General features: G+C 52.7%; 18 protein-coding genes and 1 pseudogene. 9 read left to right on the top strand and 10 right to left on the bottom strand.

Annotation, left to right across the window (positions count from 1 at the left end):
* From ADICEAN_RS12880 to ADICEAN_RS12895, 4 genes are all read right to left on the bottom strand, one after another.
* Nucleotides 1–768: cellulase family glycosylhydrolase (locus ADICEAN_RS12880; protein ID WP_236612911.1), on the bottom strand; the 768-nt coding region annotated here is incomplete at its 3' end.
* A gap of 265 nt (nt 769–1,033) precedes the next feature.
* Nucleotides 1,034–2,092 carry a SusF/SusE family outer membrane protein gene (locus tag ADICEAN_RS12885; protein WP_009196052.1) on the bottom strand — a complete coding sequence of 353 codons (1,059 nt, stop codon included), beginning with the start codon at nt 2,090–2,092 and terminating at the stop codon, nt 1,034–1,036.
* Between the two features lie 19 nt (nt 2,093–2,111).
* Entirely contained in the window at nt 2,112–3,593 is a 1,482-nt protein-coding gene (locus ADICEAN_RS12890) for a RagB/SusD family nutrient uptake outer membrane protein (RefSeq protein WP_040397106.1), read from the bottom strand.
* A gap of 50 nt (nt 3,594–3,643) precedes the next feature.
* Nucleotides 3,644–6,700 carry a SusC/RagA family TonB-linked outer membrane protein gene (locus ADICEAN_RS12895; RefSeq protein WP_009196054.1) on the bottom strand — a complete coding sequence of 1,019 codons (3,057 nt, stop codon included), beginning with the start codon at nt 6,698–6,700 and terminating at the stop codon, nt 3,644–3,646.
* A gap of 680 nt (nt 6,701–7,380) precedes the next feature.
* Between ADICEAN_RS12895 and ADICEAN_RS12900 the strand changes: the two genes are divergently transcribed.
* Together ADICEAN_RS12900 and ADICEAN_RS12905 are read left to right on the top strand one after the other, a co-directional pair.
* The gene (locus ADICEAN_RS12900; protein WP_262486186.1) at nt 7,381–8,472 is read left to right on the top strand and encodes a LacI family DNA-binding transcriptional regulator; all 1,092 of its coding nucleotides are present in this window, start codon (nt 7,381–7,383) and stop codon (nt 8,470–8,472) included.
* 252 nt (nt 8,473–8,724) lie between these two features.
* Nucleotides 8,725–9,666 (top strand): ROK family protein, encoded by a 942-nt coding sequence (locus ADICEAN_RS12905; protein ID WP_009196056.1) that lies wholly within the window; start codon nt 8,725–8,727, stop codon nt 9,664–9,666.
* Here ADICEAN_RS12905 and ADICEAN_RS21300 read toward each other — a convergent pair.
* From ADICEAN_RS21300 to ADICEAN_RS12915, 3 genes are read right to left on the bottom strand one after another with little or no spacing between them, the layout of a single operon-like run.
* Nucleotides 9,663–10,061, bottom strand: a complete 399-nt coding sequence (locus ADICEAN_RS21300) for a hypothetical protein (protein ID WP_009196057.1) — start codon at nt 10,059–10,061, stop codon at nt 9,663–9,665. The genes ADICEAN_RS12905 and ADICEAN_RS21300 overlap by 4 nt on opposite strands.
* A gap of 9 nt (nt 10,062–10,070) precedes the next feature.
* Complete coding sequence (locus tag ADICEAN_RS23285) at nt 10,071–10,451, bottom strand: hypothetical protein (protein ID WP_009196058.1); 381 nt, start codon at nt 10,449–10,451, stop codon at nt 10,071–10,073.
* Nucleotides 10,414–11,298 carry a sterol desaturase family protein gene (locus ADICEAN_RS12915; protein WP_009196059.1) on the bottom strand — a complete coding sequence of 295 codons (885 nt, stop codon included), beginning with the start codon at nt 11,296–11,298 and terminating at the stop codon, nt 10,414–10,416. Before ADICEAN_RS12915 ends, ADICEAN_RS23285 begins: the two co-directional genes overlap by 38 nt.
* Before the next feature lie 96 nt (nt 11,299–11,394).
* Here ADICEAN_RS12915 and ADICEAN_RS12920 point away from each other — a divergent pair, with 96 nt between their 5' ends.
* The 6 genes from ADICEAN_RS12920 (at nt 11,395) to ADICEAN_RS12945 (ending at nt 18,594) form a co-directional block, all read left to right on the top strand.
* Nucleotides 11,395–11,877, top strand: coding sequence for a DUF1648 domain-containing protein (locus tag ADICEAN_RS12920; RefSeq protein WP_009196060.1), 483 nt, complete (start codon nt 11,395–11,397; stop codon nt 11,875–11,877).
* 157 nt (nt 11,878–12,034) lie between these two features.
* Complete coding sequence (locus tag ADICEAN_RS12925; RefSeq protein WP_009196061.1) at nt 12,035–13,984, top strand: DNA topoisomerase IV subunit B; 1,950 nt, start codon at nt 12,035–12,037, stop codon at nt 13,982–13,984.
* Between the two features lie 12 nt (nt 13,985–13,996).
* A complete protein-coding gene (locus ADICEAN_RS12930; RefSeq protein ID WP_009196062.1) occupies nt 13,997–14,689 on the top strand; it encodes an MCP four helix bundle domain-containing protein in 693 nt (230 codons plus the stop codon).
* On the top strand, nt 14,689–17,208 hold the full coding sequence (locus ADICEAN_RS12935; RefSeq protein ID WP_009196063.1) for a DNA gyrase/topoisomerase IV subunit A: 2,520 nt from the start codon (nt 14,689–14,691) through the stop codon (nt 17,206–17,208). Before ADICEAN_RS12930 ends, ADICEAN_RS12935 begins: the two co-directional genes overlap by 1 nt.
* A gap of 68 nt (nt 17,209–17,276) precedes the next feature.
* Nucleotides 17,277–17,972, top strand: a complete 696-nt coding sequence (locus tag ADICEAN_RS12940) for a TrmH family RNA methyltransferase (RefSeq protein WP_009196064.1) — start codon at nt 17,277–17,279, stop codon at nt 17,970–17,972.
* Entirely contained in the window at nt 17,953–18,594 is a 642-nt protein-coding gene (locus ADICEAN_RS12945; RefSeq protein WP_009196065.1) for a SanA/YdcF family protein, read from the top strand. Before ADICEAN_RS12940 ends, ADICEAN_RS12945 begins: the two co-directional genes overlap by 20 nt.
* Before the next feature lie 282 nt (nt 18,595–18,876).
* On the opposite strand, the gene ADICEAN_RS12950 is transcribed toward ADICEAN_RS12945, so the two are convergent.
* Nucleotides 18,877–19,425, bottom strand: coding sequence for a hypothetical protein (locus tag ADICEAN_RS12950; protein ID WP_009196066.1), 549 nt, complete (start codon nt 19,423–19,425; stop codon nt 18,877–18,879).
* A gap of 60 nt (nt 19,426–19,485) precedes the next feature.
* Here ADICEAN_RS12950 and ADICEAN_RS12955 point away from each other — a divergent pair, with 60 nt between their 5' ends.
* Nucleotides 19,486–21,975, top strand: a complete 2,490-nt coding sequence (locus ADICEAN_RS12955; protein WP_161622704.1) for a PIG-L family deacetylase — start codon at nt 19,486–19,488, stop codon at nt 21,973–21,975.
* A 47-nt stretch (nt 21,976–22,022) separates the two neighbouring features.
* On the opposite strand, the gene ADICEAN_RS12960 is transcribed toward ADICEAN_RS12955, so the two are convergent.
* Together ADICEAN_RS12960 and ADICEAN_RS22670 are read right to left on the bottom strand one after the other, a co-directional pair.
* A complete protein-coding gene (locus tag ADICEAN_RS12960) occupies nt 22,023–23,276 on the bottom strand; it encodes a cation:proton antiporter (protein ID WP_009196068.1) in 1,254 nt (417 codons plus the stop codon).
* A pseudogene (locus ADICEAN_RS22670) lies at nt 23,273–23,512 on the bottom strand (hypothetical protein); the annotation flags it as partial. The gene ADICEAN_RS12960 and the pseudogene ADICEAN_RS22670, both read right to left, overlap by 4 nt.

Below are 23,512 nucleotides of genomic sequence, written 5' to 3' on the forward strand. Positions count from 1 at the left end.
CACTGAAAGCTGACCCCCTGTATGTTGGCGGGGGCTACTGCATCGGCAGCGGGGGGATTCGCTGATGTTGTAAAAGATGGGTTTGCTGAACCCGCTTTTACGCACAGCCGCCACCATGCGGTTGACATATTCGGTGGTTTCTTCTTTGGGTCCGCTGTGGTGCGGCTCGTTGTTGATCTCGGCGGCAATCACATCGGGATCGTCCTGGTAGCTGAGACCTGTGTAGGGGTTAACATGCTGAAAGAACTGCTCAAGGTAGCGCTCCTGCGCCCGGATGGCCGTTTCGTTAACAACCGCCTCCCGTTTAGGGTAGCGGCTGGAGAAGCCTGCGGTGGGCTGGTCGGGCTCGGGATAGCCCGGTCCCCAGAAAGCAATGGGGGTGATCAGAATTTTGATGTTGCGCTCTTTGAGCTTCTGGATGAGGTAATCGAACAGGCGCAGGTGCTCGTTCTTAAGCAGGGTACCGGTAGTGTCGGAGATCTCCGTATCCCACACATGCACCCGAAAAGCATTGAAGCCCAGGCGAGCCATGTGGTAGACATCCTGGTCGATGGCTTTTTCCAGATCCTGGCCCAGGGCCAGGTGCGAGCGGTAGCCATAGGCAAAGGGAACGGTATAGTTCACCCCAAAAAACTGAGCCTCTTTTTTATCCTTCGTCCAGCGCATTACGCCATGGGCATCTACGTAGACCGGGTTTCTTTGCTTCTGGTTAGAGGATTTTTGTGCACAGGCATCAGACCCCAGTACTAACAGATAGAATATTAACAAAAAGGTCGTACGGCATAAATACTTCTTTGTCATGCTCATAGCGCGGTTTGCTCAGGAATATACCCCATTAATCTTATTCAGATGGTACTGAAAAGTATACAGTGATCCACCTTAAGAGGAGAGGTTAGATACAAGAAGGTACAGATTACCTGCATGCTTGAGACTCAGGTGTATAAAGGGTGAAAAAAACCCGGTAACAGCTTACCGGGTTTTAGATGTCTGGGCTTCTATCTCAAGGTCATTAGGAACTTGGAAAGGCTACCTTTTATTCAGCCTCTACTAACATGTAGCGACCTGTCAGATCATTGAAATAGATGGTGTAGGTGCCGGCAAGAATATTGATATTCTTTCCGTCTTTAACACCTTTGCCCCATAGGTCATCTCGTTCCTCATCTGTAGCAGGTCCCCAGTTCATGCCCCAGTCACCGGCTTTTCTGAATTTCATTTCGGTGTCTGCTGTAAATTCATACTCAAGCATCCAGATATGGGGATCAAAGGTTGATTGAGTCATCAAGACATCCGATTCCCAATTGGTAAATGCTCCTATGATACCGATGGACGCGTAGGTTGTTGCTGATGAGGCATCAAACGGTTCAAAGCTATAGGTTAGAGCCGTTGTATCTACCGTTACGGTATAATAGCCTTGTGCAGCTACAGTAATGGTGGCAGGATCTGGATCTGCCTCAGTAGGCCGAGGCACCAAAACACCATTTCCGTCCACACCCCACATAGGCGCCCATTGACCCTGCTTTTTCAGAAATTTGAAGCCGCCGGCGTTGAACAGGCCGGTGTGAGTGAAAACGCCATTCTGGCCTTCTATCAGAAACATGGGGGTAGCCTTTGTATTGTCCCAGCCTCCTGCAGAAGCATCCCCAACCATGTAAATGGGGGAGAATCCATCTGTTGAGGCAGGTAAACCAAGCGTGTTGATGACATTTATATCATAACTTGCCGTTTGACTGCCAGATTTGCTGAATAGGCGATAGTGGATCGTATACATGCCCGAGGGGGCTACGGTGCTATTGGGGAACGGAACCCGTAGGGAAACCCGGTTGAGGTTATCGTTGATGATATTATTCAGATTGGCGCTAGCCACGACTTCTGAGGATCCCATTGGGCTAACCTCTACGGTTATTTTTTCCAAGTCCGTAGCAGAAGCCCTAAAGGCAACTGGAATGTAAGGAGTAGCTGCCGTAATGGTTACATCCTCATTTCCCTCGTGGAGCAGCCCCTCAATTTGAGGGGTTATCTCATCATCGCCGCATCCCCAGGCTAGCAAGCTGAGAACAAAGCTGAATATGGTAATATAGCGTAACTGATTCATGAGTACTTGCTATGATAAATTAATAACCAGGATTTTGGGTAAGTGTAGGGTTATTGGCAATTGCATCAGCCGGAATAGGAAATAGCCTATAGGTGGCGCTGCTGGCTGATTTAAATGCACGGGCTGCAGTAAAGGTGCCAAAGCGGATCATGTCCTGACGGCGGTGGCCTTCCCAGGTCAGTTCGCGTCCACGCTCATCATAGATCTCCTGTAGGGTCATGGTACCAGTGAAGTTGTTCAGTCCTGCCCGGTTTCTGACCTGATCAACCAGGGCTCTGGCCTCAGCCTCTGAACCTCCGCTTCTGAGAAGTGCTTCAGCTTTGGTTAGCAGCACATCAGCATAGCGGAATACAGGAAAATCATTTGAGGTAGTTTCACCATCATAGGGGGGTACAGGCAGAAACTTGGTATTGCGGGCTCCGTCTGTTACACCTGCTGCCGTTAAGGATGAAACCTCAAGGTTATAGGATACATTTCCCGGCTGAGGTCCTACAAGCCATTGGGCTTTACGCTTATCGGCATCGCTGTATTTATTAACAAAGTCCTGATGAGCCGTTGCTCCATTCCAGCCACTGAAACCAAACAGCGCATTGGCATGTGAGTTTGCCAGTGTTCTGATACCGATGATGTTTCTGGGAGCGGTAGTTCCATCCACAAAAACGGAGAGGATAACTTCTTCATCAGGAAGACGATCGCCAAAGATGGCCTCTTCGCCGGCATTGTCATACAGGGTCTGCACCAGAGAGAATCCGCCTTCATTGATGATTTTATCAGAAGCGGCAATGGCTTCCTGCCAGCGAGGGGTTCCGGTATAAACTTCTGCATTCAGGTAGAGCTTTGCAAGAAGTGCATAGCCCGCCCATTTGTTAAAGCGACCGTAAAACTCCCCCCCTTTTTGTGCAGGCAGGTTGTCTACATTTTCTTCAAGTTCCGTTACGATCCACTGAAAAACTTCGGCGCGTGGAGTTTGGGGGATCTGATCTACAGTTACATTATTTTCGGTATAGAAGGGAATATCTCCCCATCCATCCATCAGCATGTAATAGAAGTAGGCCCGCAACACCCGTGCTTCAGAGATCCTGGCCTGGCTGGCATTTGCATTTTCTAATAGTGCTACTGCCTGATTTGATTTGAAGATGCTTCTGTAAAGCCAGTTCCAGGTATTGCCGATGAATTCCTGAGAACCTGTCCAGGTATGGGTATACATTGCACGCCAGATTCCATTATCATCCCAGGCACCGTCAGAACGGGTAGGCACCATCATTTCATCTGTAGAGGTTTCATTGAGGTCATACCAGCCCCGGTCGGCTCCGGCAATGCCTTTGCCATTCCAGTCGCCCCGCACTTCATTGTAAAGGCTGGCAAGGGTGGCATTGATCCCGGCATCGGTAGCATAGAACTCATCTGCTACCTGCTGCCCGTAAATGCCTTCTGTAAGGTCTGTACAGCCACTATAGCTAACAGCCCCCAGTACTAACAGTAGTGAATATATTTTTTTCATGATGTCTTTTAAATAGTAATATGCTTTTGCATTAATGGGTTCTGTCCGCATTAAAATGTAGCAGAAAGTCCAAAGGCAAAGTTGCGCGTCCGTGGGTAGATACCATAGTCAATACCAAAGCCTTCTCCACCAGCAGTGCTCAGTTCAGGATCGATCCCGGTATAGCCTGTTATCACAAACAGGTTTGTTGCTGTTACAGACAGGCGCAGGTTTTTAACTGCTCCAAGTCGGCTGGGGGTAAGGTTGTAGCCTAGTGTCAGGTTTTCCATACGGGCAAAATCACCATCTTCCAGGAAGTAATCCGAAGCATAGGTAAAATTGTCTATGTTGGCATCCAGCGCACTTCTCAGCACATTGCTTGTACCCAGGTTGCTCATCGCGCTTAGGGTAGCTTTGCGGGCATTGTAGATCTTATGGCCATGCGCTCCTCTGATCACCATGTTCAGGTCAAAATTCTTATAGCGGGCAGAGGGTGTAAAAGCCCAGTTAAACTTGGGCAGAGCCTGTCCGGCCATATACCGATCTTCATTGCGTCGGTTGCCATCTGAGATTGTACCATCACCATTGAGGTCATCAATAATCTGGATCCCATTATCACTTACACCTGCATGTTTGAATAAATAGAAGGTGCCTAGTGGCTGACCAATGATCAGATGCGAGATAGCATTATTGGTAGAAGCTACGCCGGTAGTACCGCCAGAACCCCATACAACATAATCTGTTTCCAAAGGTAATCCGTTTAGCGTACCACTAAGTTCCTTTACTTCAGTTCTAATGCTGGTAAAATTACCCCCCAGATTCAGGGCGTAATCTGTTTCATCTATCACTGCATAGTTAAGGCCCATTTCAATACCCTGGTTAAGAACATCACCTATGTTTGCCATAATAGTGCCATAGGGGTAGGGAGGCTGTGGTACATTGTAATTAAACAGCAGATCGCTGGTCATACCACGGAATACGTCCACATTACCAGAAAGTCTTCCCTCAATGAGCGCAAAGTCAATACCGGCATTATACATTCTCTTCACTTCCCAGCGCAGATCGGGGTTGGCATTCTGTGTAATGGAGTAATTTGGAATAACAGCGCCACCAAAGTATACTGTACCATCGGCTCTGGCCAGAGTTACAGAGTTCAATGGGGATAAGCCCTGCTGGTTACCTGTTTCACCATAGCCTACACGCAGTTTGAGATCATTCAGGAACGTTACACCTGACATGAAATCTTCCTCAAGAATTCTCCAGGCAGCAGATGCAGCATAGAAGTTAGCCCACTTATTGTTTGCACCGAATACAGATGAACCATCACGGCGCACACTGGCACTAAGCAAATACTTGTTGTCAAATGAATAATTTACCCGACCCAGGAAGGAGGCAAGCGTGCGATCATTTTTGTATGAGTTAACATTGCCTGGTACTGAAAATTCGGGGTCGGCAGAGGACATAACATAGAGATTGTTGGCATCATCTACAGAGAAGCCTCTTGCGAATGCACTATAGCCTTCCCATACCTGCTGCTGCCATTCATTTACACCTATAACATCTAGGCTGTGTTTGCCGATTTCCTTGTTATAGTTCAGGATGAAGTTAAAGAGTTTTTCATCTCCATTATTGGTCTCACGCAGTGCTCTGCCATCGGGAAGGTTGTTGATAGCTGTCTGCAGCTCCTCCCCACTTAATCCTTCTGGAGTAGTTCCCATATTACGGGCATTTTCCTGAGTTGTGCGGGCAGAAATATACTGCTGATATTCCCGGCTTGATCTTCTCCAGGATCCAAATACTGTTGCATTTAGGCTGGGAAGAAGTTTGTAGTTCACCCTCAGGCTACCGAACATGTCGTTGTTACGATCACCGTCCACAATTTCATTGGTCCGTGCAACGGGATTCAAATAGTTAAACGAACGCTCTGTATCAATAAAATAGTTACCAATGTCCCTGTATGCAGGCTCTCCAACAGCATAAATGGGGTCGGTTGGGCGTCTGGTTAGGGCTTCACCAATTCTTCCCGCATTGTTGTACTTATTGGAGCGGATGTTTGCATTCAGGTTAAAATCTACTGTTAACAGGTCGTTTAGAGCTGTTTGGCTCCCCTGAAAACGCGCAATGTAGTTTTCAGAACCTGAATTGTTAATTACACCCTCCTGCAAAATTGCCGTTAGTGAGGTTCTGTAAGTGAAGTTATCACTGCCACCCGAAATGGCCAGGTTATGGCTTTGGGTCTGTCCGTTTCGGGTAACCTCGTCAAACCAGTTGGTATTGCCGCCAAAATCGGCGGGATCAGCCAAACCGCGGGCAGCTACAGCATCTCGCCATTCTGCGGCTGTAAGTACTTCGTATTTTTTTGCGATGACATCATAGGAGGCTACACCATTATATTCAATGGCTACTTTGCCTGCAACACCTTTCTTAGTTGTTACCATTACCACACCGGCCGCTCCTCTGGAACCGTAAATGGCAGTAGCAGACGCATCCTTCAGAATCTCAATTGACTGAATTTCGCTGGGAGGGATCTGGTTCAGCAGGGCCATATTGCCCTGTATACCATCTACTACCACCAAGGGGTCGTTACCACCAATTAGTGAGGTGATACCCCGCACGCGTATCACCGGAGCCTGACCAGGCTCGTTACCAACCTGGTTGATATTAACACCGGCTGCCCGGCCGCTGATCTGCTGGAGGGGACTGGTTATAGGACCTGCATTGAAGTCTTTTTCTCCAATTGAGCTAACCGATCCCGTCAGATCACTTTTCTTTTGCGTACCGTAGCCTACCACCACCACCTCAGAGAGGGTCTCAATGTCTTCGGCCAGTTGCACATCAATGGTAGTGCGGGTGCCTACCTGTACTTCTTCGGGATTATAGCCCACAAATGAAAATACCAGAACAGCATCTCCGCCTGGAACCTGTATCTGGTATCTGCCATCTAAATCTGTAATGGTGCCGGTGCTGGTGCCTTTCACTCGTATGGCCACGCCCGGCAGCGACGTCCCTTCTGTAAAGGAGGTGACCCTGCCTGTAACGGTCTGGCTCTGGGCCCATCCGGAGAGGGAGCACAGCATGGCCAGTAACCACAGCAGCGACGTCTTTTTGGTAAAACTTCTGTCTTTCATCTGATGGTTGGGTTTATGTAGTCAAATTAACTTGGGTTTCTGGATAAACACCGCCTCCATACCCCCTGCCAGGGCAGCAGAATCGATGAGCCTGCAAACGATTTCTGCCCCTTGTGCAAAAATTCCCGGCTGGCCGGGTAGTGCTGAAGCGTGAAGATGCTTGCGTACGTAATTATAAGATAAAAGAATAAATCCGCATCTATTTCCAGATTTCAAAATCAAATAATATTCATGTAAACGTTTGCGGGAACGTTTGTGAAAACTTCAAGTAATTGTTTAAGTTCAGGCTGATTTCGGGTGTAAAATATTCGAAAAAAACAATGATTTACGTTGGGTACAGGCTACTTTCACCTGGCATCGGGCACTGCAGCCCCGGCGCTGGCGGTGCGGGTGCTGAACGTCCTGGCAGGCCCAGGTAGAAGCGGACTATGTTCAGGCTACTGGTATGCTTTTTTTGATGAAAAAAGTCGGATACTGTAGCTCTTTTCACCTGCAGGACCTTTTAGCAGAACTATTGGCCGCTCTACAACAAAAGCAACCCAGGGGGGTGTTTGCTGGCGGCTGAAGTGGAAGGGAAAACTGACCGGACCTGAGGGGGAGTTGGTTTGTCTAATCTTGGGCGTGTAGCAGTTGCCTAAACCTGCCAAAAAAGGGCCAAAAAGGGGCATTCCGCGCTACAGGTGTTTCATTTTCTTCAAAAAAAACCTACATTAAGGCTTTTAAGACTTGCCATGAAATCGTCCCAGATTACGATAAAAGACATTGCCCGGGCGCTAAAGATTTCGCCTTCAACGGTTTCCAGAGCCCTCAAAGACCACCCTGACATCAGCCCCGCCACCAAACTGGCCGTGCGGGAGCTGGCTCAGGAGCTCGATTACCAACCCAACTCGGTAGCGCTTAGCCTGCGCAAAAGCCGTACACATACGCTTGGGGTAGTGATTCCCCAGATCGTTCACCACTTTTTTTCTACCGTTATTGCCGGCATTGAGGATGTAGCCAATGATGCGGGCTACCAGGTGATCATCTGCCAGAGCAACGAATCCTACGAGCGGGAGGTGCAGAGCGTACAGGCCCTGCTGGGTAGCCGGGTAGATGGCATGCTGGTATCGGTAGCCCAGGATACACAGGAGGTCCGCCACTTTCAGAATCTGATCAACAAGGGGATGCCGCTGGTGTTTTTCGACCGCATGGTAGAGGGCCTGGAGGCCAGCTCGGTGGTGGTAGATGATTTTGGGGGCGCCTACCGCGCTACCGAACACCTTATCCGGCAGGGGCGCAAGAAAATTGCCCACCTGGCCGGACCCGAAAACCTGATGATCAGCAGCAGCCGCCAGAAGGGCTATAGGCAGGCCCTGGAAGATTTTGGCTTCCGCATGCAGCCAGACCTGGTCATCACCGCCGGCCTTACCATAGAAGAGGGAAGTGAGGCCATGCGCAAGCTGCTGAACAGCGGCCAGCGTCCCGATGCGATTTTTGCCGCCAATGATCCCCTGGCCATAGGCGCACTCAAGTTCCTGAAAACACAGGGCATCAGCGTGCCGGAGGATGTTGCCATCATTGGTTTTAGCGATGAGCCCATTACCTCCCTGATTGATCCGCCACTAACTACCGTGGCTCAGCCAGGCTATGAAATGGGCAAGCTGGCTACCCATATGCTGCTGCAGCAGATAGAACTTAAGGATGAGGAGGAGCCCGAGCTGCAGCGAAAAGAACTGCGTACCGAACTGGTGATCCGCCAATCGACCAGCAGTGAAAAAAAATTAGCCAGCTGAGAAGATTGTGCGCAACCGTTTGCGCCTTGGCAAGGCACTAGTTTTCCCGGAATGTTGCTACCGCCTGGGCGTATCCTGAGCAGGAAGGCTTTGGGGCAGAAGTGGTTGCTTTAGCGAAAATTTCTTTTCTTTACTCAACTGGGGCCGGAATGGGGCTGTATATCCAACAGGGCAATTATTTCTGCCAGCGGTACTAACCTTTTTCCTGCTATTGTATTATACTGTTTAGGAGAACTGCCAAAAATTAGGAGCATGCGTAAATATCTGGGTATCGACGTTGGGGGTACGAATGTTAAGTGCGGAATTATTACAGAAACCGGTGAGATTCTGCACCAGATCAAATACCCCACCCTGGCCCTGCGTCAGTCTGGCAACATTGTGGGCGAATTTCTACAGATCGTACAGGGCCTGCTCAAGCAAAACCCCGATATCCTGCAGGTGGGCATAGGCCTGCCCGGCACGCTTAATAAAGCCCGTACCCACACCATTGAGCTGCCCAACATCCCCGAGCTGGACCATTGCCCGCTCCTGAGCCATCTGCAGCAGGCCTTCCCCGATAAAGTATTTCTGCTGGAAAACGATGCCAATGCAGCCGCTCTTGGTGAAATGTATTTCTCCGGCCAGCCCATGCCCGAGGATTTTATCTTTGTAACTCTGGGAACAGGCATAGGCGGGGCGGCCATTATTGATGGCTTTATCTTTAAAGGGGGCGATGGCAACAGCATGGAAATAGGCCATATGATGTCGGAAGGCGGCCGCCGCCTGGAGGAGATCATTGGTAAAAACGGCCTGCTGGATATGGCCAAAGAAGGGGTAAAACGGGTAGGCGCCCAAAGCGTGCTGGCCAATATGGACCCCATCAATACCAAAGCCGTACTGGAGGCCGCCGGCCTCAACGATCCCCTGGCTCTGCAGATCTTTGAAAAAATGGGCTACCTGCTGGGCGAAGCCTTTGTGTCCATGATCCGGGTGCTGGATATCAAGAATGTGTACATTGGAGGGGGTATTTCGGCCACTTTTGATTACCTCTATCCCAGCCTGATGCTGGCCATGGAGCGCAACCTTACGCCTTATTATCTCAAAGACCTGGTGGTGAAACCCGCTCTGCTGGGTAACCATGCCGGCATTCTGGGTGCTGCATCGCTCTGCATCAGCCACCTGGCCCTGCAGGAGCGCGCCCTGCGCACCAACTAAGGCTGGTCTCTGCCTGCTTTAAACGAACCAATAAATACTTCATTAGCCCTGCCAATGGCGCTGAGCCGAATGTGCAGGGCTTTTGCCGTTACAGGGGCGTCCTCGGGGGCCTGGCAGCGGGCATTGGGCTCCAGCAGGTAGATGAGAAATTTCTGGTTGCGCTCCCAGAGCTCCCGTGCATCAGGATTGCCCAACAGGCTGATAAGCTCATTTTCGTTCAGCTGCAGCAGCTTGTCCCGTTGTACCATCAGGGTATCAACCATCTGGCTGCGCTCCCGGCCGCAGCCGGCTTTGTCCTGTTTCCAGAGATAGGCATTAAAGCCGGCAATGTCCGCAGGGGTGGTCTGGCAGGCGGCCGCCAGCATCAGGAGCAGGAGAGGGGTATATCGTTTCATGAAAGGGGGTCAGGAATGGGTAGCCAGGCCTTCTGCAGCGCCTACCGAGCCCCGCAGCCACCAGAGCCAGCCCCACGAAATTAGCACATAGGCGGCAGCTGCCCAAATCAGCCCCGGGAGGGCCAGCACCTGTAGCAGCACCGCTACGGTCAGCAACAGCCGCCAGCCCTCCAGGTAAAAGGCCCAGGCAGGGCGCTCCATGAGCAGGCCCAGGCTCAGCACTGCCAGCAGCACCAGCCCGCCCAGCAGGGCTTTAAGGCCTAGCCCCAGGCTTCCTTCATTGAAAAGAAAGGCGGCGCTGCCACCCAGGGTAAGCAGGTAGTGCAGTAAAATGTAGTATTGAAGGCCCCGGCTAAGGCCGGGGTTGAATTTTCGGGCTGTGCTGGTCAACTTCAGGGGGTGCCATGTAGCCGCCCAGGTAGTCGGGCCGCCAGCCGGGCTTGTTGATGAGCGTATGCCAGCGGTCGGCCCAGCTGCGGCACTGGCGCAATTGCTGCCACATGCCGGCATAGTGCTGCACATTTACCCAGAGGGGGTTCCAGCTGTTTACGGGCACCGTTACCCCATAGGTGGGCCGTTCTTCCTCTTCCTGAAAGGTGCCAAACAAGCGGTCCCAGATGATGAATACGCCTGCATGGTTTTTATCAATGTACTTGGGGTTGCGGCCGTGGTGCACCCGGTGGTGGCTGGGGGTGTTCAGCACCCATTCCAGCGGGCCCAGTTTGCCAATTTTTTCGGTGTGGATCCAGAACTGGTACACCGTTACCAGCGCACTGATAAAAATGTAGCTGAGCGTATCAAAGCCCAGCACGGCCAGCGGCAGGTAAAAAGCCGTGGTCCAGATCACCTGAAAAGAGCCCTGCCGAAGAGCCACGCTAAAGTTATAATCCTCGCTCTGGTGGTGTACCACATGCCCGCCCCAGAACAGGCTCACCTCATGGCTCATGCGATGGGCCCAGTAGTAGCAAAAGTCCACCAGCACAAAGAGCAGGACATAGCTCCACCAGCTGGGTTCGATCTGCAGCAGGGATAGGTGCTGGTAGGTGAGTTCGTATACCGCCACCAGGCCTACCTTTAAGAAGGCCCCGCTCACCTGCTGGGTGATGCCGCAGCTGATGTTGGTCACCGCATCGTTGAGGCGGTAGATGGGGTCCCTGCTGAAGGCCTGCACCAGCAACTCAATGCCGATCAGCAAAAAGTAGATGGGTATGGATAAGATGACCGGGTTTAGATCCATGCTGAAAACAGTTTTACCAATTCGGTTGGCACATCAGGGGGTAATCCCTATTTTTGGGCCGCCACTTCCATCTCAAGATACTCAACCCGCAGCACAATGGGAAATTTAACCTACATGAACCGGCTCTTAAAATTTTTCTGGCTCATTAGCCTGGTGGTATTCTTTGGTGCCCTGCTGCTGGTGTATGCCTTTTTGCCCGACCGGGTGGCCATCCATGCCAATACTGCCGGCATGCCCGATGAGTTTGTGGCCCGGGAGCTGTTTTTCTGGACCAGCCTGCTGGGATTTGTGGGGGTAAATGCCCTCTTGTATATACTCCGTAAACTGCTGCTGCTTACCCGCCGCACTACCCAAAGCGAGCGGGAGCTGGCTCTGCGCCAGGATGTGGCCGGCTGGCTGCTGGGCCTGGCCGGCACCATCAACTTCTTCTTTGTACTGGTGATGGCATTCTTTGGGGTATTCAACAATGCCGAGGGCTTCAGCACCGGTCATTTTGCCCTGCTGGTCTACACCGGCCCGCTCTTGCTGGTGCTGATTTTTGCCCTGCTGGCCTGGATTTTTATCCGGCGCAAGGGCTAAACTTCTGCCCTGAAAGCGAACTAATTCCCCCGGAAAAGCCTTATATTTTTGCTACTTATTTTAGTTTACTAAAATGATTAGTATTGCGTGTGCGCTCCGGGTTCTGTATCTTGCCGGATAGGCGTCTGTTCCACTCCTTAAACCATTTGCTATTTCTATGGCTGATACAACTGCAAATTATACCGAAGACAGCATTAAGTCACTTGACTGGCGGGAACACATTCGTCTGCGGCCGGGCATGTACATCGGCAAGCTGGGCGATGGCTCCTCACCCGATGATGGCATCTATGTGCTGGTAAAAGAGGTGGTCGATAACTCCATCGATGAGCACATGATGGGCTTTGGCCGGCAGATCGATATCAAGATCAGCGAGCACCGGGTAGAAGTGCGGGACTACGGCCGGGGCATTCCTCTGGGCAAGGTGATCGACTGCGTTAGCAAGATCAACACCGGTGGTAAGTACGATAGCGGGGCCTTTCAAAAATCCGTAGGCCTCAATGGAGTAGGTACCAAAGCGGTAAATGCCCTGAGCACTTATTTTAAGGTACAAAGCTTCCGCGAAGGCCGTACCAAAATGGCCGAATTTGAGCGTGGTGTGCTGGTGAAAGACCATAAAGAAGCCGCCACCACCGAGCCCAACGGTACGCTCATGATCTTTGAGCCGGATGCCACCGTCTTTAAAAACTATAAGTTCATACCCGAATACCTGGACAACCAGTTCTGGAACTACGCCTTCCTGAATGCCGGCCTGGCCCTGCATTTCAATGGGCAGAAGTACTTCAGCAAGAATGGTCTGCTGGACCTGCTGCAGCGCAAAACTGATGAGGAAACCCAGCGCTACCCCATCATCCACCTGAAAGGCGATGATATTGAAGTGGCCATAACACATGGCAACCAGTACGGAGAAGAATATTACAGCTTTGTAAACGGCCAGTACACCACGCAGGGGGGTACGCACCTGGCCGCCTTCCGGGAGGCGCTGGTAAAAACCATCCGGGAGTTCTATAACAAAAACTTTGAGGCTTCCGATGTGCGCCAGGCCGTGGTAAGCGCCATTGCCGTGCGGGTGCAGGAGCCCGTTTTCGAAAGCCAGACCAAAACCAAGCTGGGCTCGCTTACCGTATCGCCCGATGGGGTCACCATGCGGACCTTTGTGAATGACTTCCTGAAAAAGGAGCTGGACGATTACCTGCACAAGCATCCCGAGGTGGCCGATGCCCTTCACAAGCGCATTCTGCAAAGTGAGCGGGAGCGCAAGGACATAGCCGGTATTAAAAAGCTGGCCAACGAACGGGCCAAAAAAGCCAACCTGCACAACAAAAAGCTGCGCGATTGCCGGGTACACTTCAGCGACAAGAATGACCGGGCCGATGATAGCATGATCTTTATTACCGAGGGCGACTCTGCCTCGGGCTCCATCACCAAAAGCCGCGATGTGCAAACCCAGGCCGTATTCAGCCTGAGGGGTAAGCCGCTGAACTGCTTTGGCCTTACCAAAAAGGTGGTGTATGAAAATGAGGAGTTCAACCTGCTGCAGCATGCCCTCAACATTGAGGATGGGCTGGATGATCTGCGCTACCGCAAGATCATCATCGCTACCGATGCCGATGTGGACGGTATGCACATCCGGCTGCTGCTGCTGACCTTCTTTCTGCAGTTTTTCCCGGACCTGGTGCGAAACGGCCATGTGTACATCCTGGAGACCCCGCTTTTCCGGGTGCGCAACAAAAAACAAACGATCTACTGCTATACCGATGAGGAGCGGCAGAAGGCCATTGCCAAACTGGGTCCCAAGCCGGAGATCACCCGCTTTAAGGGCTTGGGCGAGATCAGCCCGGATGAGTTCAAAGGCTTTATTGGCGAAGACATCCGCCTGGAGCCCATTATCATGACGGCCGAGACCAAGATCAAGGATATTCTGAGCTTCTTTATGGGCAAGAATACCATGGACCGCCAGAATTTCATTATCGATAACCTGAAGGTAGAGAAAGATGAAGTGCCGGCCGGTGCGCTGGATGCAGCCGAAGGGGGAGAACAGGAGGAAGAAGGCGCATCTGAAGGAACTGCGAAAGCTAAAAAGACAAAACGCGAACGCGCTGCGGCCTAAGCCCCCTCAGAAATGCAATTTTGGAGAAATTTAAATAATAAAGGAAGGATTCTGCTGCTACTGCTCACCAGCCTTGTGCTGCTCAATACCATTGTGCTGGTAACCACACACACGCTCAAGCGGCTGTCTCACTCCTTTACCTCCATGCTCAACGACCGGCTGGTGCCCAGTACCGACCTTGCCCTGGTACAGGGGTACTGCTACCAAAACCGGCTTTATCTTGAAGATTTGGTGTATCACCAAAAACCCGAGCGGCTGCTGGCCGAGATCAGCCGCAACAATGGGCTTATAGACAGTACCTTTCTGGGCTATAAAAAAACGTACCTTACGGCCGAAGAAAGCGAACATGCCGATGCCTTTGTAAAGGCCCTGGAGCGGTACCGCCAGCATGAGCTGCGCATCCTCAGCCGGCTGCAGGTCCAGCTGAACCGGGCGCCCGACGCAGGGCAGGCCGCCGCCTCCGGAGATGAAGCGGTCAATCTGTTTTATGGCGAAAGCGAAGCTGCCTTTGCCAATATGATCAGTGAGCTGCATCAGCTCTCCGGCATTCAGCTTTTGGTAGGCAAAACGCTGTATGAGCACACCGGCTCCCAGCTCTTTCTGCTGCGGGCCGTGGCGTATTGCAGCCTGTGTATATCCCTGCTGGTGGCAGTGCACCTGCTGCGCGTGCTGGGAATTAAACCAACTGTAGTCTTTGGCAAATAATGGATAACGGACAAGAACACCCCCATAAAGACGAAGCCATTCATAATGTAGAACATGTGGATGGCATGTACCGCAACTGGTTCCTGGACTATTCCAGCTATGTGATCCTGGAACGGGCCGTTCCGGCCATACAGGATGGCTTTAAACCGGTGCAGCGGCGCATTATGCATGCCATGAAGGAGATGGACGATGGCCGCTATAACAAGGTAGCCAACATCATCGGCCAGACCATGCAGTACCATCCGCACGGTGATGCTTCCATAGCTGATGCCACTGTAAACCTGGGCCAGAAAGACCTGCTCATTGATACCCAGGGCAACTGGGGCGATGTGCGTACCGGCGATGGCGCTGCCGCCCCCCGCTACATTGAGGCCCGTCCCAGCAAGTTTGCGCTGGAAATTCTCTACAACCCCCAAACCACCCAGTGGCAGCTCAGCTACGACGGGCGCAAGAAGGAGCCGGTAACCCTGCCGGTAAAGTTTCCCCTGCTGCTGGCCCAGGGGGTAGAGGGTATTGCCGTAGGTCTTAGCACCAAGGTGCTGCCCCACAACTTCAATGAGCTCATTGATGCCTCCATTGATCTGCTAAAGGGCAAATCGGTGAGCCTGATGCCCGACTTTCCCACCGGCGGGCTGGCCGATTTCAGCGAATACAACGAAGGCCTCCGTGGGGGCAAGATCCGGGTACGGGCCAAAATTGAGGAACAGGACAAGAAAACCCTGCTCATCAAAGAGATCCCCTTTGGCACCACTACCACCTCGCTGATCGAATCCATTATCAAGGCCAACGACAAGGGCAAGATCAAGATCAAGAAGGTGGTAGACAATACGGCCGCCGATGTGGAAATTGAGGTGCACCTGGCCCCTGGCCAGTCGCCCGATGTGGCCATCGATGCCCTTTATGCCTTTACCGACTGCGAAGTAAGCATTAGCCCCAATGCCTGTGTGATCGTGGATGAAAAGCCACGCTTCATGACGGTCAATGATATTCTGCGCTACAACACCCAGCAGACCGTAGACCTGCTGAAGCAGGAGCTGGAGATCAGACGGGGGGAGCTGCTGGAGAAACTGCTCTTCAGCTCGCTGGAGCGCATCTTTATTGAAAACCGCATTTACCGCGACATAGAGGAGGCCACCACCTGGGAAGAAGTGATCCGGCGCATTGATGCCGGCCTGGAGCCCTACAAAAAGGACTTCTATCGGGAGATCACCGAAGAGGATATTGTGCGCCTTACCGAGATCAAGATCAAGCGCATCTCCCGCTATGACAGCTTTAAGGCCGATGAGCTCATGCGCCGCCTGCAGGAAGAACTTGCCGAGGTAGAGCACAACCTGGCCCATCTGGTAGACTATGCCATAGGCTACTACAAGAACCTGAAGCAGAAATACGGTAAAGGCCGGGAGCGTAAAACCGAGATCCGCAGCTTTGATACCATACAGGCGGCCCAGGTAGCGGCCAACAATGCCAAGCTGTACGTAAACCGGGCCGAGGGCTTCATAGGCTACAGCCTTAAGAAAGATGAGTTTGTCTGCGAATGCTCCGATATTGACGATATCATCGTCTTTAAGCGCAACGGCACCTACCAGGTCTCCAAGATCCAGGACAAGGCATTTGTAGGCAAGGATATCCTCCATGTAGGCGTGTTCCGCAAAAACGACGAGCGCATGGTGTATAATGCCATTTATGTAGATGGCGAAACCGGCCGCACCATGGTAAAGCGCTTTCAGGTGCTGGGCATTACCCGGGATAAGGAGTATGATGTGACCAAGGGGGCCAAGGGCTCAAAGCTCCTATACTTTACCGCCAATCCCAATGGGGAGGCCGAGGTGGTGACCGTACACCTTACAGCCCAGAGCAAGGCCAAGATCAAAATATTTGATTTTGATTTTGCTACCCAGGAGATCAAGGGCAGGGGAGCCGGCGGCAATATCCTCACCAAATACCCTGTGCGCCGGGTGGTGCTTAAGCGGGAAGGGGTCTCCACCCTGGGCGGGCTGGAGGTGTATTACGATGATTCCGTAGGCCGCCTCAATACCGACAACCGGGGCCGGGCCTTAGGCTCTTTCCATGGCGACGATCGCATTCTGGTCATCTACAAAAATGGAAATTATGAGCTCACCAACTATGAGCTCAGTAATCGCTACGATTTTGAGAACCTGCTGCTGATTGAGAAGTTCAATCCGGAAAAGATCATTTCGGCGGTGTACTATGATGGCAATACCAAGAGCTGGTTTGTAAAGCGCTTCCGCATTGAGACCTCTACGGTAGACAAGCCCTTCCTCTTCATTACCGAGGCCCGCAGCTCCTATGTAGCCGTAGCCAGTACCGAAGAGCAGCCGCAGATAGAGGTAGAGTTTGCCGATAAAGGCGCCGAGAAAACCCTCTATGATGTGGATGTGATGGCCGAGCTGAGGGGCTGGAAGGCCCTGGGCAACAAGCTGAATCTGGGCAAGATCAAAGGGGTGCGGCTGGTAGCCGCCACCTCCAAAGCCGAGAAGGAACAGCTTGGCCTGTTCTAATCCCCAATCAGACGTAAAAAGTAGCAGAGAAATGCAGGGAATGTACCTGCATTTCTCTTTTTTTGAGTATGGAACCGCAGCTTGAGCAAAGGCTTCTTCAGGAGTTGGAAAAAATGGTATCGCCCAACAAAAAAAGCCTTATCGATCAGGTGCTGCAGAACCGTACGCGCTATCTTACCGTTGTACTGGAGAATATACAGAAGCCGCACAATGCCAGTGCGGTGCTGCGTACCATTGAATGCCTTGGGCTGCAGGAGTTTTACATGATTGAGCCGGGCAAGGCCTACAAGGCCAACCCTGGAGTAGTAAAAGGCGCTATCAAATGGGTAGATGTAGAGCGGTTTGGCGTAGCAGAAGCCGATGCTACTGCGCGCTGCATACAGCAGCTCCGCCGGAAAGGGTACCGCATTGCCGTTACCTCGCCGCATAGCCAGGGCTACAGTCCTGATGAGTTGCCACTGGATGCACCCCTTGCGCTCTTCTTTGGCAATGAGCAGGAGGGGCTGAGTGCCACCGCCCTGGCCGGCGCCGATTATCATGTGCAAATCCCCATGTGGGGCTTTACTGAAAGTTATAACCTAAGCGTTAGCGCTTCCATTTGCGTATATACCCTTATGCAGCGGCTGCGGGCCAGTGCGCTGCCCTGGAGGCTGAGTAGCAGCCAGCAGCAGGCCCTGCGCCTGCACTGGTACCGCAAGCTTGTGCCGGGGGCCGATCTGTTTGAACGCCAATTACTGAGCAGCTATGATAAAAGACCTGATTAAGATTGTGCTTACCTCCGCCTTTGCGGTGCTGCTGCTGCTCATTGCCTGCAACATCTGGGTCATTCTGTCTACCAACAAGCATGTGTATTCCGAGCTGCGCGATGTGCCCTCCAGCAAGGTAGCCCTTGTGCTGGGCACCAGCCGCCGCTTTGCCGACGGGCGCCCCAACACCTATTTTGAAAACCGCATTGATGCCGCAGCCCGTCTGTATAAGGAGGGCAAGATCAAGCACCTGATCCTAAGCGGCGATAACCGCACCCAGTATTACAATGAGCCCCGCGATATGCAGAATGCCCTGGTGAAACGCGGCATTCCCGAGGAGGCCATTACGCTGGACTATGCCGGCCTGCGTACCCTGGATTCGATGGCCCGCAGCAAGCTGATCTTCGGGCAGGAGGAGCTGATTGTGGTGACCCAGAAATTCCACAGCTACCGGGCAGTCTTTATCGGGGAGTACTATGATATCAATACGGTAGCCTATGCGGCCGATGAGCTTCCCCTTCGGGAATCGATCAACATTCTGTTTCGGGAGTTTCTGGCCCGCCCCATGGCCGTACTGGACCTATATGTGCTACGCAAGGCCCCCCGCCACCTGGGCGAACGGGAACCCATAGGGGTATAAATACAAACATAAATCATCCCTAATTTTCTAAATGGTTTAAACATGCTCATATTACAGTATTTTAGCCCAAAAACTTAAAGGAACGCTGTCATCTCGACCAGCGGGAGAGATCTTGGATAAGACAACTCTTTACTGGTAAATTTCCAGGATTTCTCCCGCTGGTCGAAATGACAGCATACTTTATAAAAAAGGCCTCAGAGTGAATTCTGAGGCCTTTTTTAGTATTTATCCCACTAAAAAAATTCGGGATGACTCATGTTTATCATTTCAGGGTAGGAGGGGTTAAAAGACATCCGCCGTTACGGCAAAGGCCAGATCGGCGGTGATCTTTACCTCCCGGGTAAGTACCTCATCAATTACCGCTTCGGTTCTGATGGTGTAGGCATCGCCCTGAATGTAAGGCTTCAGATTGGCCTGGCTAACGTCCAGACTCAGCTGCCGGCCGGCAGAAGCAGGTATATTTTCTTTTGAGGCAAGCAGCAGCTCAGGCTGTCCGGAGGCGCTGATGTAGATCTTTATCTCATTCAAAAAAGAAAAAGTCTGGTCCTGCGGGCTGCTGATTGTAAGCTCCAGGCTTTTTAGCTTCGCCTCTTTTACATATTTTGCCTGGGTATTATTATTGGCGAAGGCCTGCTGAGAGGAGGTTTGCACCTCGGGCGATGCTATTTTGATGGGCACATTGCTGATCAGGCTTTGCGAGGGGATGGTGATCTCTACCGAATCATTAAAGGTAAACCGAAGCAGATTTTCTACCTTCTCGCAGCCGCTCAGCCAAACCAGCAGGATCAGCGACACAATATGGAGGGGGCCAGAGAGTTTAGTACGAATCATAGACTGTAAATTTTGAATCCCAAATTTAACGCACATATGCCTAGCGTTCGGTTTACTTTTATGCGCAACCTTACATTTGTGCTGGTTTTGCTGCAGTGCAGTCTGGTTGCCCCTGCCCAAAAGCCTCAGACCCATACCTCTTCTGATATACAGCTGGCCCTGCAAAAACTGGAGGTGCTGGGCTCAGTGCTCTACATTGCCGCACACCCCGACGATGAAAATACCCGCCTGATCACCTGGCTGGCCAACGATAAGAAATACCGTACGGCCTATCTGTCTCTGACCCGGGGCGATGGGGGCCAAAACCTGATAGGCCCGGAGCTTCGGGAACGCCTGGGGGTGATCCGGACCCAGGAGCTGCTGGAAGCCCGCAAGCTGGATGGTGGAATGCAGTTTTTTACCCGGGCCAATGACTTTGGCTTCAGCAAGCACCCAGACGAAACCTTCTCCATCTGGGACAGGGAGGCCATACTGGCCGATGTGGTCTGGGTGATCCGAAAATTCAGGCCCGATGTGATCATTACCCGCTTTAGTACCGAAGCGGGAGTAACCCATGGCCATCATACCGCCTCGGCCCTGCTTGCTGAAGAAGCCTTTGCCGCTGCAGCCGATCCCAAGCGCTTTCCCGATCAGTTGAAGCAGGTACAGGTATGGCAGGCCAGCCGCCTGCTCTGGAACACCTCCTCCTGGTTTTTCAGGGGGCGGGAAGATCAGTTTGATACCACCGATCTGGTGAGCCTGAACATGGGGGGCTACAACCCCCTGCTGGGCAAATCCTATACCGAGCTGGCGGCCGAAAGCCGTAGCATGCACCGCAGCCAGGGCTTTGGCACGCCCCTGAGCCGCGAAAGCTCTACCGAATTTCTGAAACCCATTTTGGGCAGTCGCCCCCAGGGGGAGCTGCTGAGCGGCATAGCCACCAGCTGGAGCCGTGTGCCCGGCGGCGGCGCCATTACAACACAACTGGCAGCGGTCCGGCAGGGGTTTGACCCCCTGGCGCCCTGGAAATCGCTACCCGGACTGGTTGCCCTGCACAACAGCATACGGCAATTGCCTGATAATCCCTACAAAACGGTAAAACTGCAGGAGCTGGAACGTATCATACAGGCGTGTGCGGGCGTATTTGTGGAAGCCTCCACGGCCCGCACCAGTGCTGCGCCTGGTACCGAGCTCCCCCTGCAGCTGGAAGTGGTTAGCCGGGCCCCGGTATCAGTAACGCTGCAGGCGCTTTCCCTGCCCGAAGTCAGCTGGGATACTACGCTGGTTCGCTCGCTTGACCCCCATGTGCCCTTTTTTCTGAAGCATAGCCTGCGCATTGCACCCACCGCCGAGATTTCCCAACCGTATTGGCTCCAAAAAGAAGCCACTAAGGGCATGTTTCAGTTTGATAAGGCCGATATGGCCGGGGAGCCGCAAAACGGAGCTCCGCTCCATGCCCTGGTACGGATGACGATTGAGGGCCTCGCCCTTGCCATTCAGGTACCCCTGGTGCACAAGCATGTAGATCCGGCCATAGGCGAGGTCTACCAGCCCTTTGTGATCACCCCACCCATTATGGTTACCCCCCTGCAGGATCAGCTGATCTTTTCCGATGATACCCCACAGCAACTTCAGGTGCGGGTACGGGCAGGCAAAGCATTAGAGGCTGCCGAGCTTAGCCTTGCCCTTGCTCCGGGCTGGAAATCACAGCCGGCCCAGCTCCCCATCAGGGGCCTGCGGGAAGGGGAGGAGCGCCTCTACAGCTTTCAGCTAAGCCCACCTAAAAAAGCCGGTACTGCCACCATAGAGGTGCAGGCCAGGCTGGAGGGCACCACCTATACCCGGGGTTTTGAGCAGCTGCTGGCTCCGCATTTTCCGGTGCAAACACTCTTTCCGCAGGCACGCCTGGGGGCTGTACGCCTGGACCTGAAGCGGGACGGAAAGCAGATCGGCTATATCATGGGCGCAGGCGATGCCGTACCTACGTATCTGAGCCATGTGGGCTATGAAGTTAGCCTGTTAAATCCAGCGGGCCTTAGCCTGGCACAGCTCAGGCAGTATGATGCCGTATTGCTGGGCATCCGCGCCTTCAATACCCAGGAATCGCTGCGGCACACCAAAGATGTGCTGGAAGCCTATGCCCGGGAGGGAGGTGTGGTGATCATCCAATACAATACCAGCCATGAGCTGGTCAGCTCCTCCATAGCGCCCTATCAGCTGCGGCTGGGCCGGGGCCGGGTAACCGATGAGGAAGCCCCCGTGCGCATCCTGGCGCCGGAGCATCCGGCTCTCAACTATCCCAACAAGATTACCGCAAAAGACTTTGATGGCTGGGTGCAGGAGCGGGGTCTGTACTTTGCCGAAAGCTGGTCTGCCGAATGGGTACCCCTGCTGGCTAGCCAGGATGGCGGTGAGCAACCCCTGGAAGGGGGCCTGCTGGTAGCGCCGGTGGGCAAAGGCTATTATGTGTATGGGGGCTATAGCTGGTTTCGGCAGCTGCCCGAGGGGGTGCCGGGCGCCTACCGACTGCTGGCCAATCTGCTGGCACTGGGCAAGGGAATGCCCAAGTAAGCAGCCCCCAGAAGTTTGGGGCAAGTGCGCTGGTGTAGCTGGAGGGTTTACTCTTCTTCATTATTATCTTCTTCACTGTCTCCTTCTACATCATCTGTGTCATGCTGATGGTAGAGGCGGGATACAGGCAGGCTGGTGAGTCCATGCAGGAGTACCGATGCTGTGATAACCGCTGCGGCAAGGGGGTAGGCCCGCTCATCACCCGTTTCTTTTATGGTGAGTACCGCATAAAAGAGAGCGGCAACCCCTATTGGCCCAAACCAGCCAATCAGCAGCACCCTTGGCCATCGGCTTATCTGCTTCAGGGCAGGCTTCAGTAATATCAGTGCAGGTACACGTCTGAATACCAGCACCCCCAGCACAAACAGCAGCAGGGGCCAGCCTATGGAGCGCCACTCCTGCCAGGGCAGCACCAGCCCCAGCAGAAAAAAAACAGGAATGGTAAACAGGCGTTCTATGGCATCCTGTATGCGTTCCTCCTCCAGATCTTCTATCTTTTTAAACTTTCGGTTAAAGAGCAGGCCTGCAAAAAATACCCCTATGATCCCATTCATGTGCAGCAACTCCAGCAGCGTAAGGGCAAGAAAACCCAGGCCAATTGAAAAAGAAAGCAGGGTCTTCTGGCTCATCCAGCCTGCTTTATGGGCCTTATGCATTATAAATCCCACACCAAAGCCCAGGGCAGCGCCAATCAGGCTGGCCAGAACATTCTCGTATACCACACGTTTGGTCAACCATTCCCCCCATTCCATATGCCCCTTGTTCAGAAGCATCCAGCCGATGGCTACCAGTGGAAAGGCCAGTCCGTCATTGATCCCCGATTCAAAAATAAGGGAGCTTTTAATGTTATTGTTCAGGTATTTATCAGCATACTTTCCGCTGATCATGGTAGCCGCTATCACCGGGTCGGTAGGGGTAATAATGGCACCAATGAGTATGGATGCAAACCAGTCAAGGCCCAGCAGATAGTGGGAAAGCAGGGTAGAGAAGCCAAACATGAGCAGCATGCCCCCAACTACCAGCACGCTCAGCATCTGGGTATGTTCCACCAGGTAGCGGTGCTTGAGCTTCAGGGCCGCCGCCATCAGGGCCATACTGATGGTAAGCTTGGCGCCCCACTCCAGCAGCAAATGCTCATGCTCTTTGGGAATCTCCAGAATCATCAGTACTGGTCCGGCTATAACCCCTGCAAGCAGCGCCACCAGGGGCTCGGTTAAGTACATGCGCTGCAGTTTGTGCACTACGCTGCCCATGCTCAGCCAGAGCAGGCTAACGATCAGCAAAGCAATAGTAAGGGTCATCTGGCAGGAGTGTCCTTAGAAATGTACTGAACCAGCCTGTTCCAGTGATAGCGCAGGCTGTGGATGGTAATGGCGTGCCGCTCGGTCCCCCTGGTACCCAACAGGTAGGCATAGGGCTGCAGGCGGGGCACGTTGCTGCAAAAAATGCGGAGGATGCTCATGAAGGGCACTGAAATGATCATGCCCGGCAGCCCCCAGATCATGCCGCCCACGATGATGCTTAGTATGGTAAAAAA

Origin of the sequence: Cesiribacter andamanensis AMV16, assembly GCF_000348925.1 — a bacterium.
Classification (GTDB): Bacteria; Bacteroidota; Bacteroidia; order Cytophagales; family Cyclobacteriaceae; genus Cesiribacter; species Cesiribacter andamanensis.

What these genes read in the sequence shown, in the direction of transcription:
- ADICEAN_RS12885 (WP_009196052.1), bottom strand. Translation starts at nt 2,092, where the DNA reads ATGAATCAGTTACGCTATATTACCATATTCAGCTTTGTTCTCAGCTTG.
- ADICEAN_RS12890 (WP_040397106.1), bottom strand. Translation starts at nt 3,593, where the DNA reads ATGAAAAAAATATATTCACTACTGTTAGTACTGGGGGCTGTTAGCTAT.
- ADICEAN_RS12895 (WP_009196054.1), bottom strand. Translation starts at nt 6,700, where the DNA reads ATGAAAGACAGAAGTTTTACCAAAAAGACGTCGCTGCTGTGGTTACTG.
- ADICEAN_RS12905 (WP_009196056.1), top strand. Translation starts at nt 8,725, where the DNA reads ATGCGTAAATATCTGGGTATCGACGTTGGGGGTACGAATGTTAAGTGC.
- ADICEAN_RS21300 (WP_009196057.1), bottom strand. Translation starts at nt 10,061, where the DNA reads ATGAAACGATATACCCCTCTCCTGCTCCTGATGCTGGCGGCCGCCTGC.
- ADICEAN_RS12915 (WP_009196059.1), bottom strand. Translation starts at nt 11,298, where the DNA reads ATGGATCTAAACCCGGTCATCTTATCCATACCCATCTACTTTTTGCTG.
- ADICEAN_RS12920 (WP_009196060.1), top strand. Translation starts at nt 11,395, where the DNA reads ATGGGAAATTTAACCTACATGAACCGGCTCTTAAAATTTTTCTGGCTC.
- ADICEAN_RS12925 (WP_009196061.1), top strand. Translation starts at nt 12,035, where the DNA reads ATGGCTGATACAACTGCAAATTATACCGAAGACAGCATTAAGTCACTT.
- ADICEAN_RS12930 (WP_009196062.1), top strand. Translation starts at nt 13,997, where the DNA reads ATGCAATTTTGGAGAAATTTAAATAATAAAGGAAGGATTCTGCTGCTA.
- ADICEAN_RS12935 (WP_009196063.1), top strand. Translation starts at nt 14,689, where the DNA reads ATGGATAACGGACAAGAACACCCCCATAAAGACGAAGCCATTCATAAT.
- ADICEAN_RS12940 (WP_009196064.1), top strand. Translation starts at nt 17,277, where the DNA reads ATGGAACCGCAGCTTGAGCAAAGGCTTCTTCAGGAGTTGGAAAAAATG.
- ADICEAN_RS12945 (WP_009196065.1), top strand. Translation starts at nt 17,953, where the DNA reads ATGATAAAAGACCTGATTAAGATTGTGCTTACCTCCGCCTTTGCGGTG.
- ADICEAN_RS12950 (WP_009196066.1), bottom strand. Translation starts at nt 19,425, where the DNA reads ATGATTCGTACTAAACTCTCTGGCCCCCTCCATATTGTGTCGCTGATC.
- ADICEAN_RS12955 (WP_161622704.1), top strand. Translation starts at nt 19,486, where the DNA reads ATGCGCAACCTTACATTTGTGCTGGTTTTGCTGCAGTGCAGTCTGGTT.
- ADICEAN_RS12960 (WP_009196068.1), bottom strand. Translation starts at nt 23,276, where the DNA reads ATGACCCTTACTATTGCTTTGCTGATCGTTAGCCTGCTCTGGCTGAGC.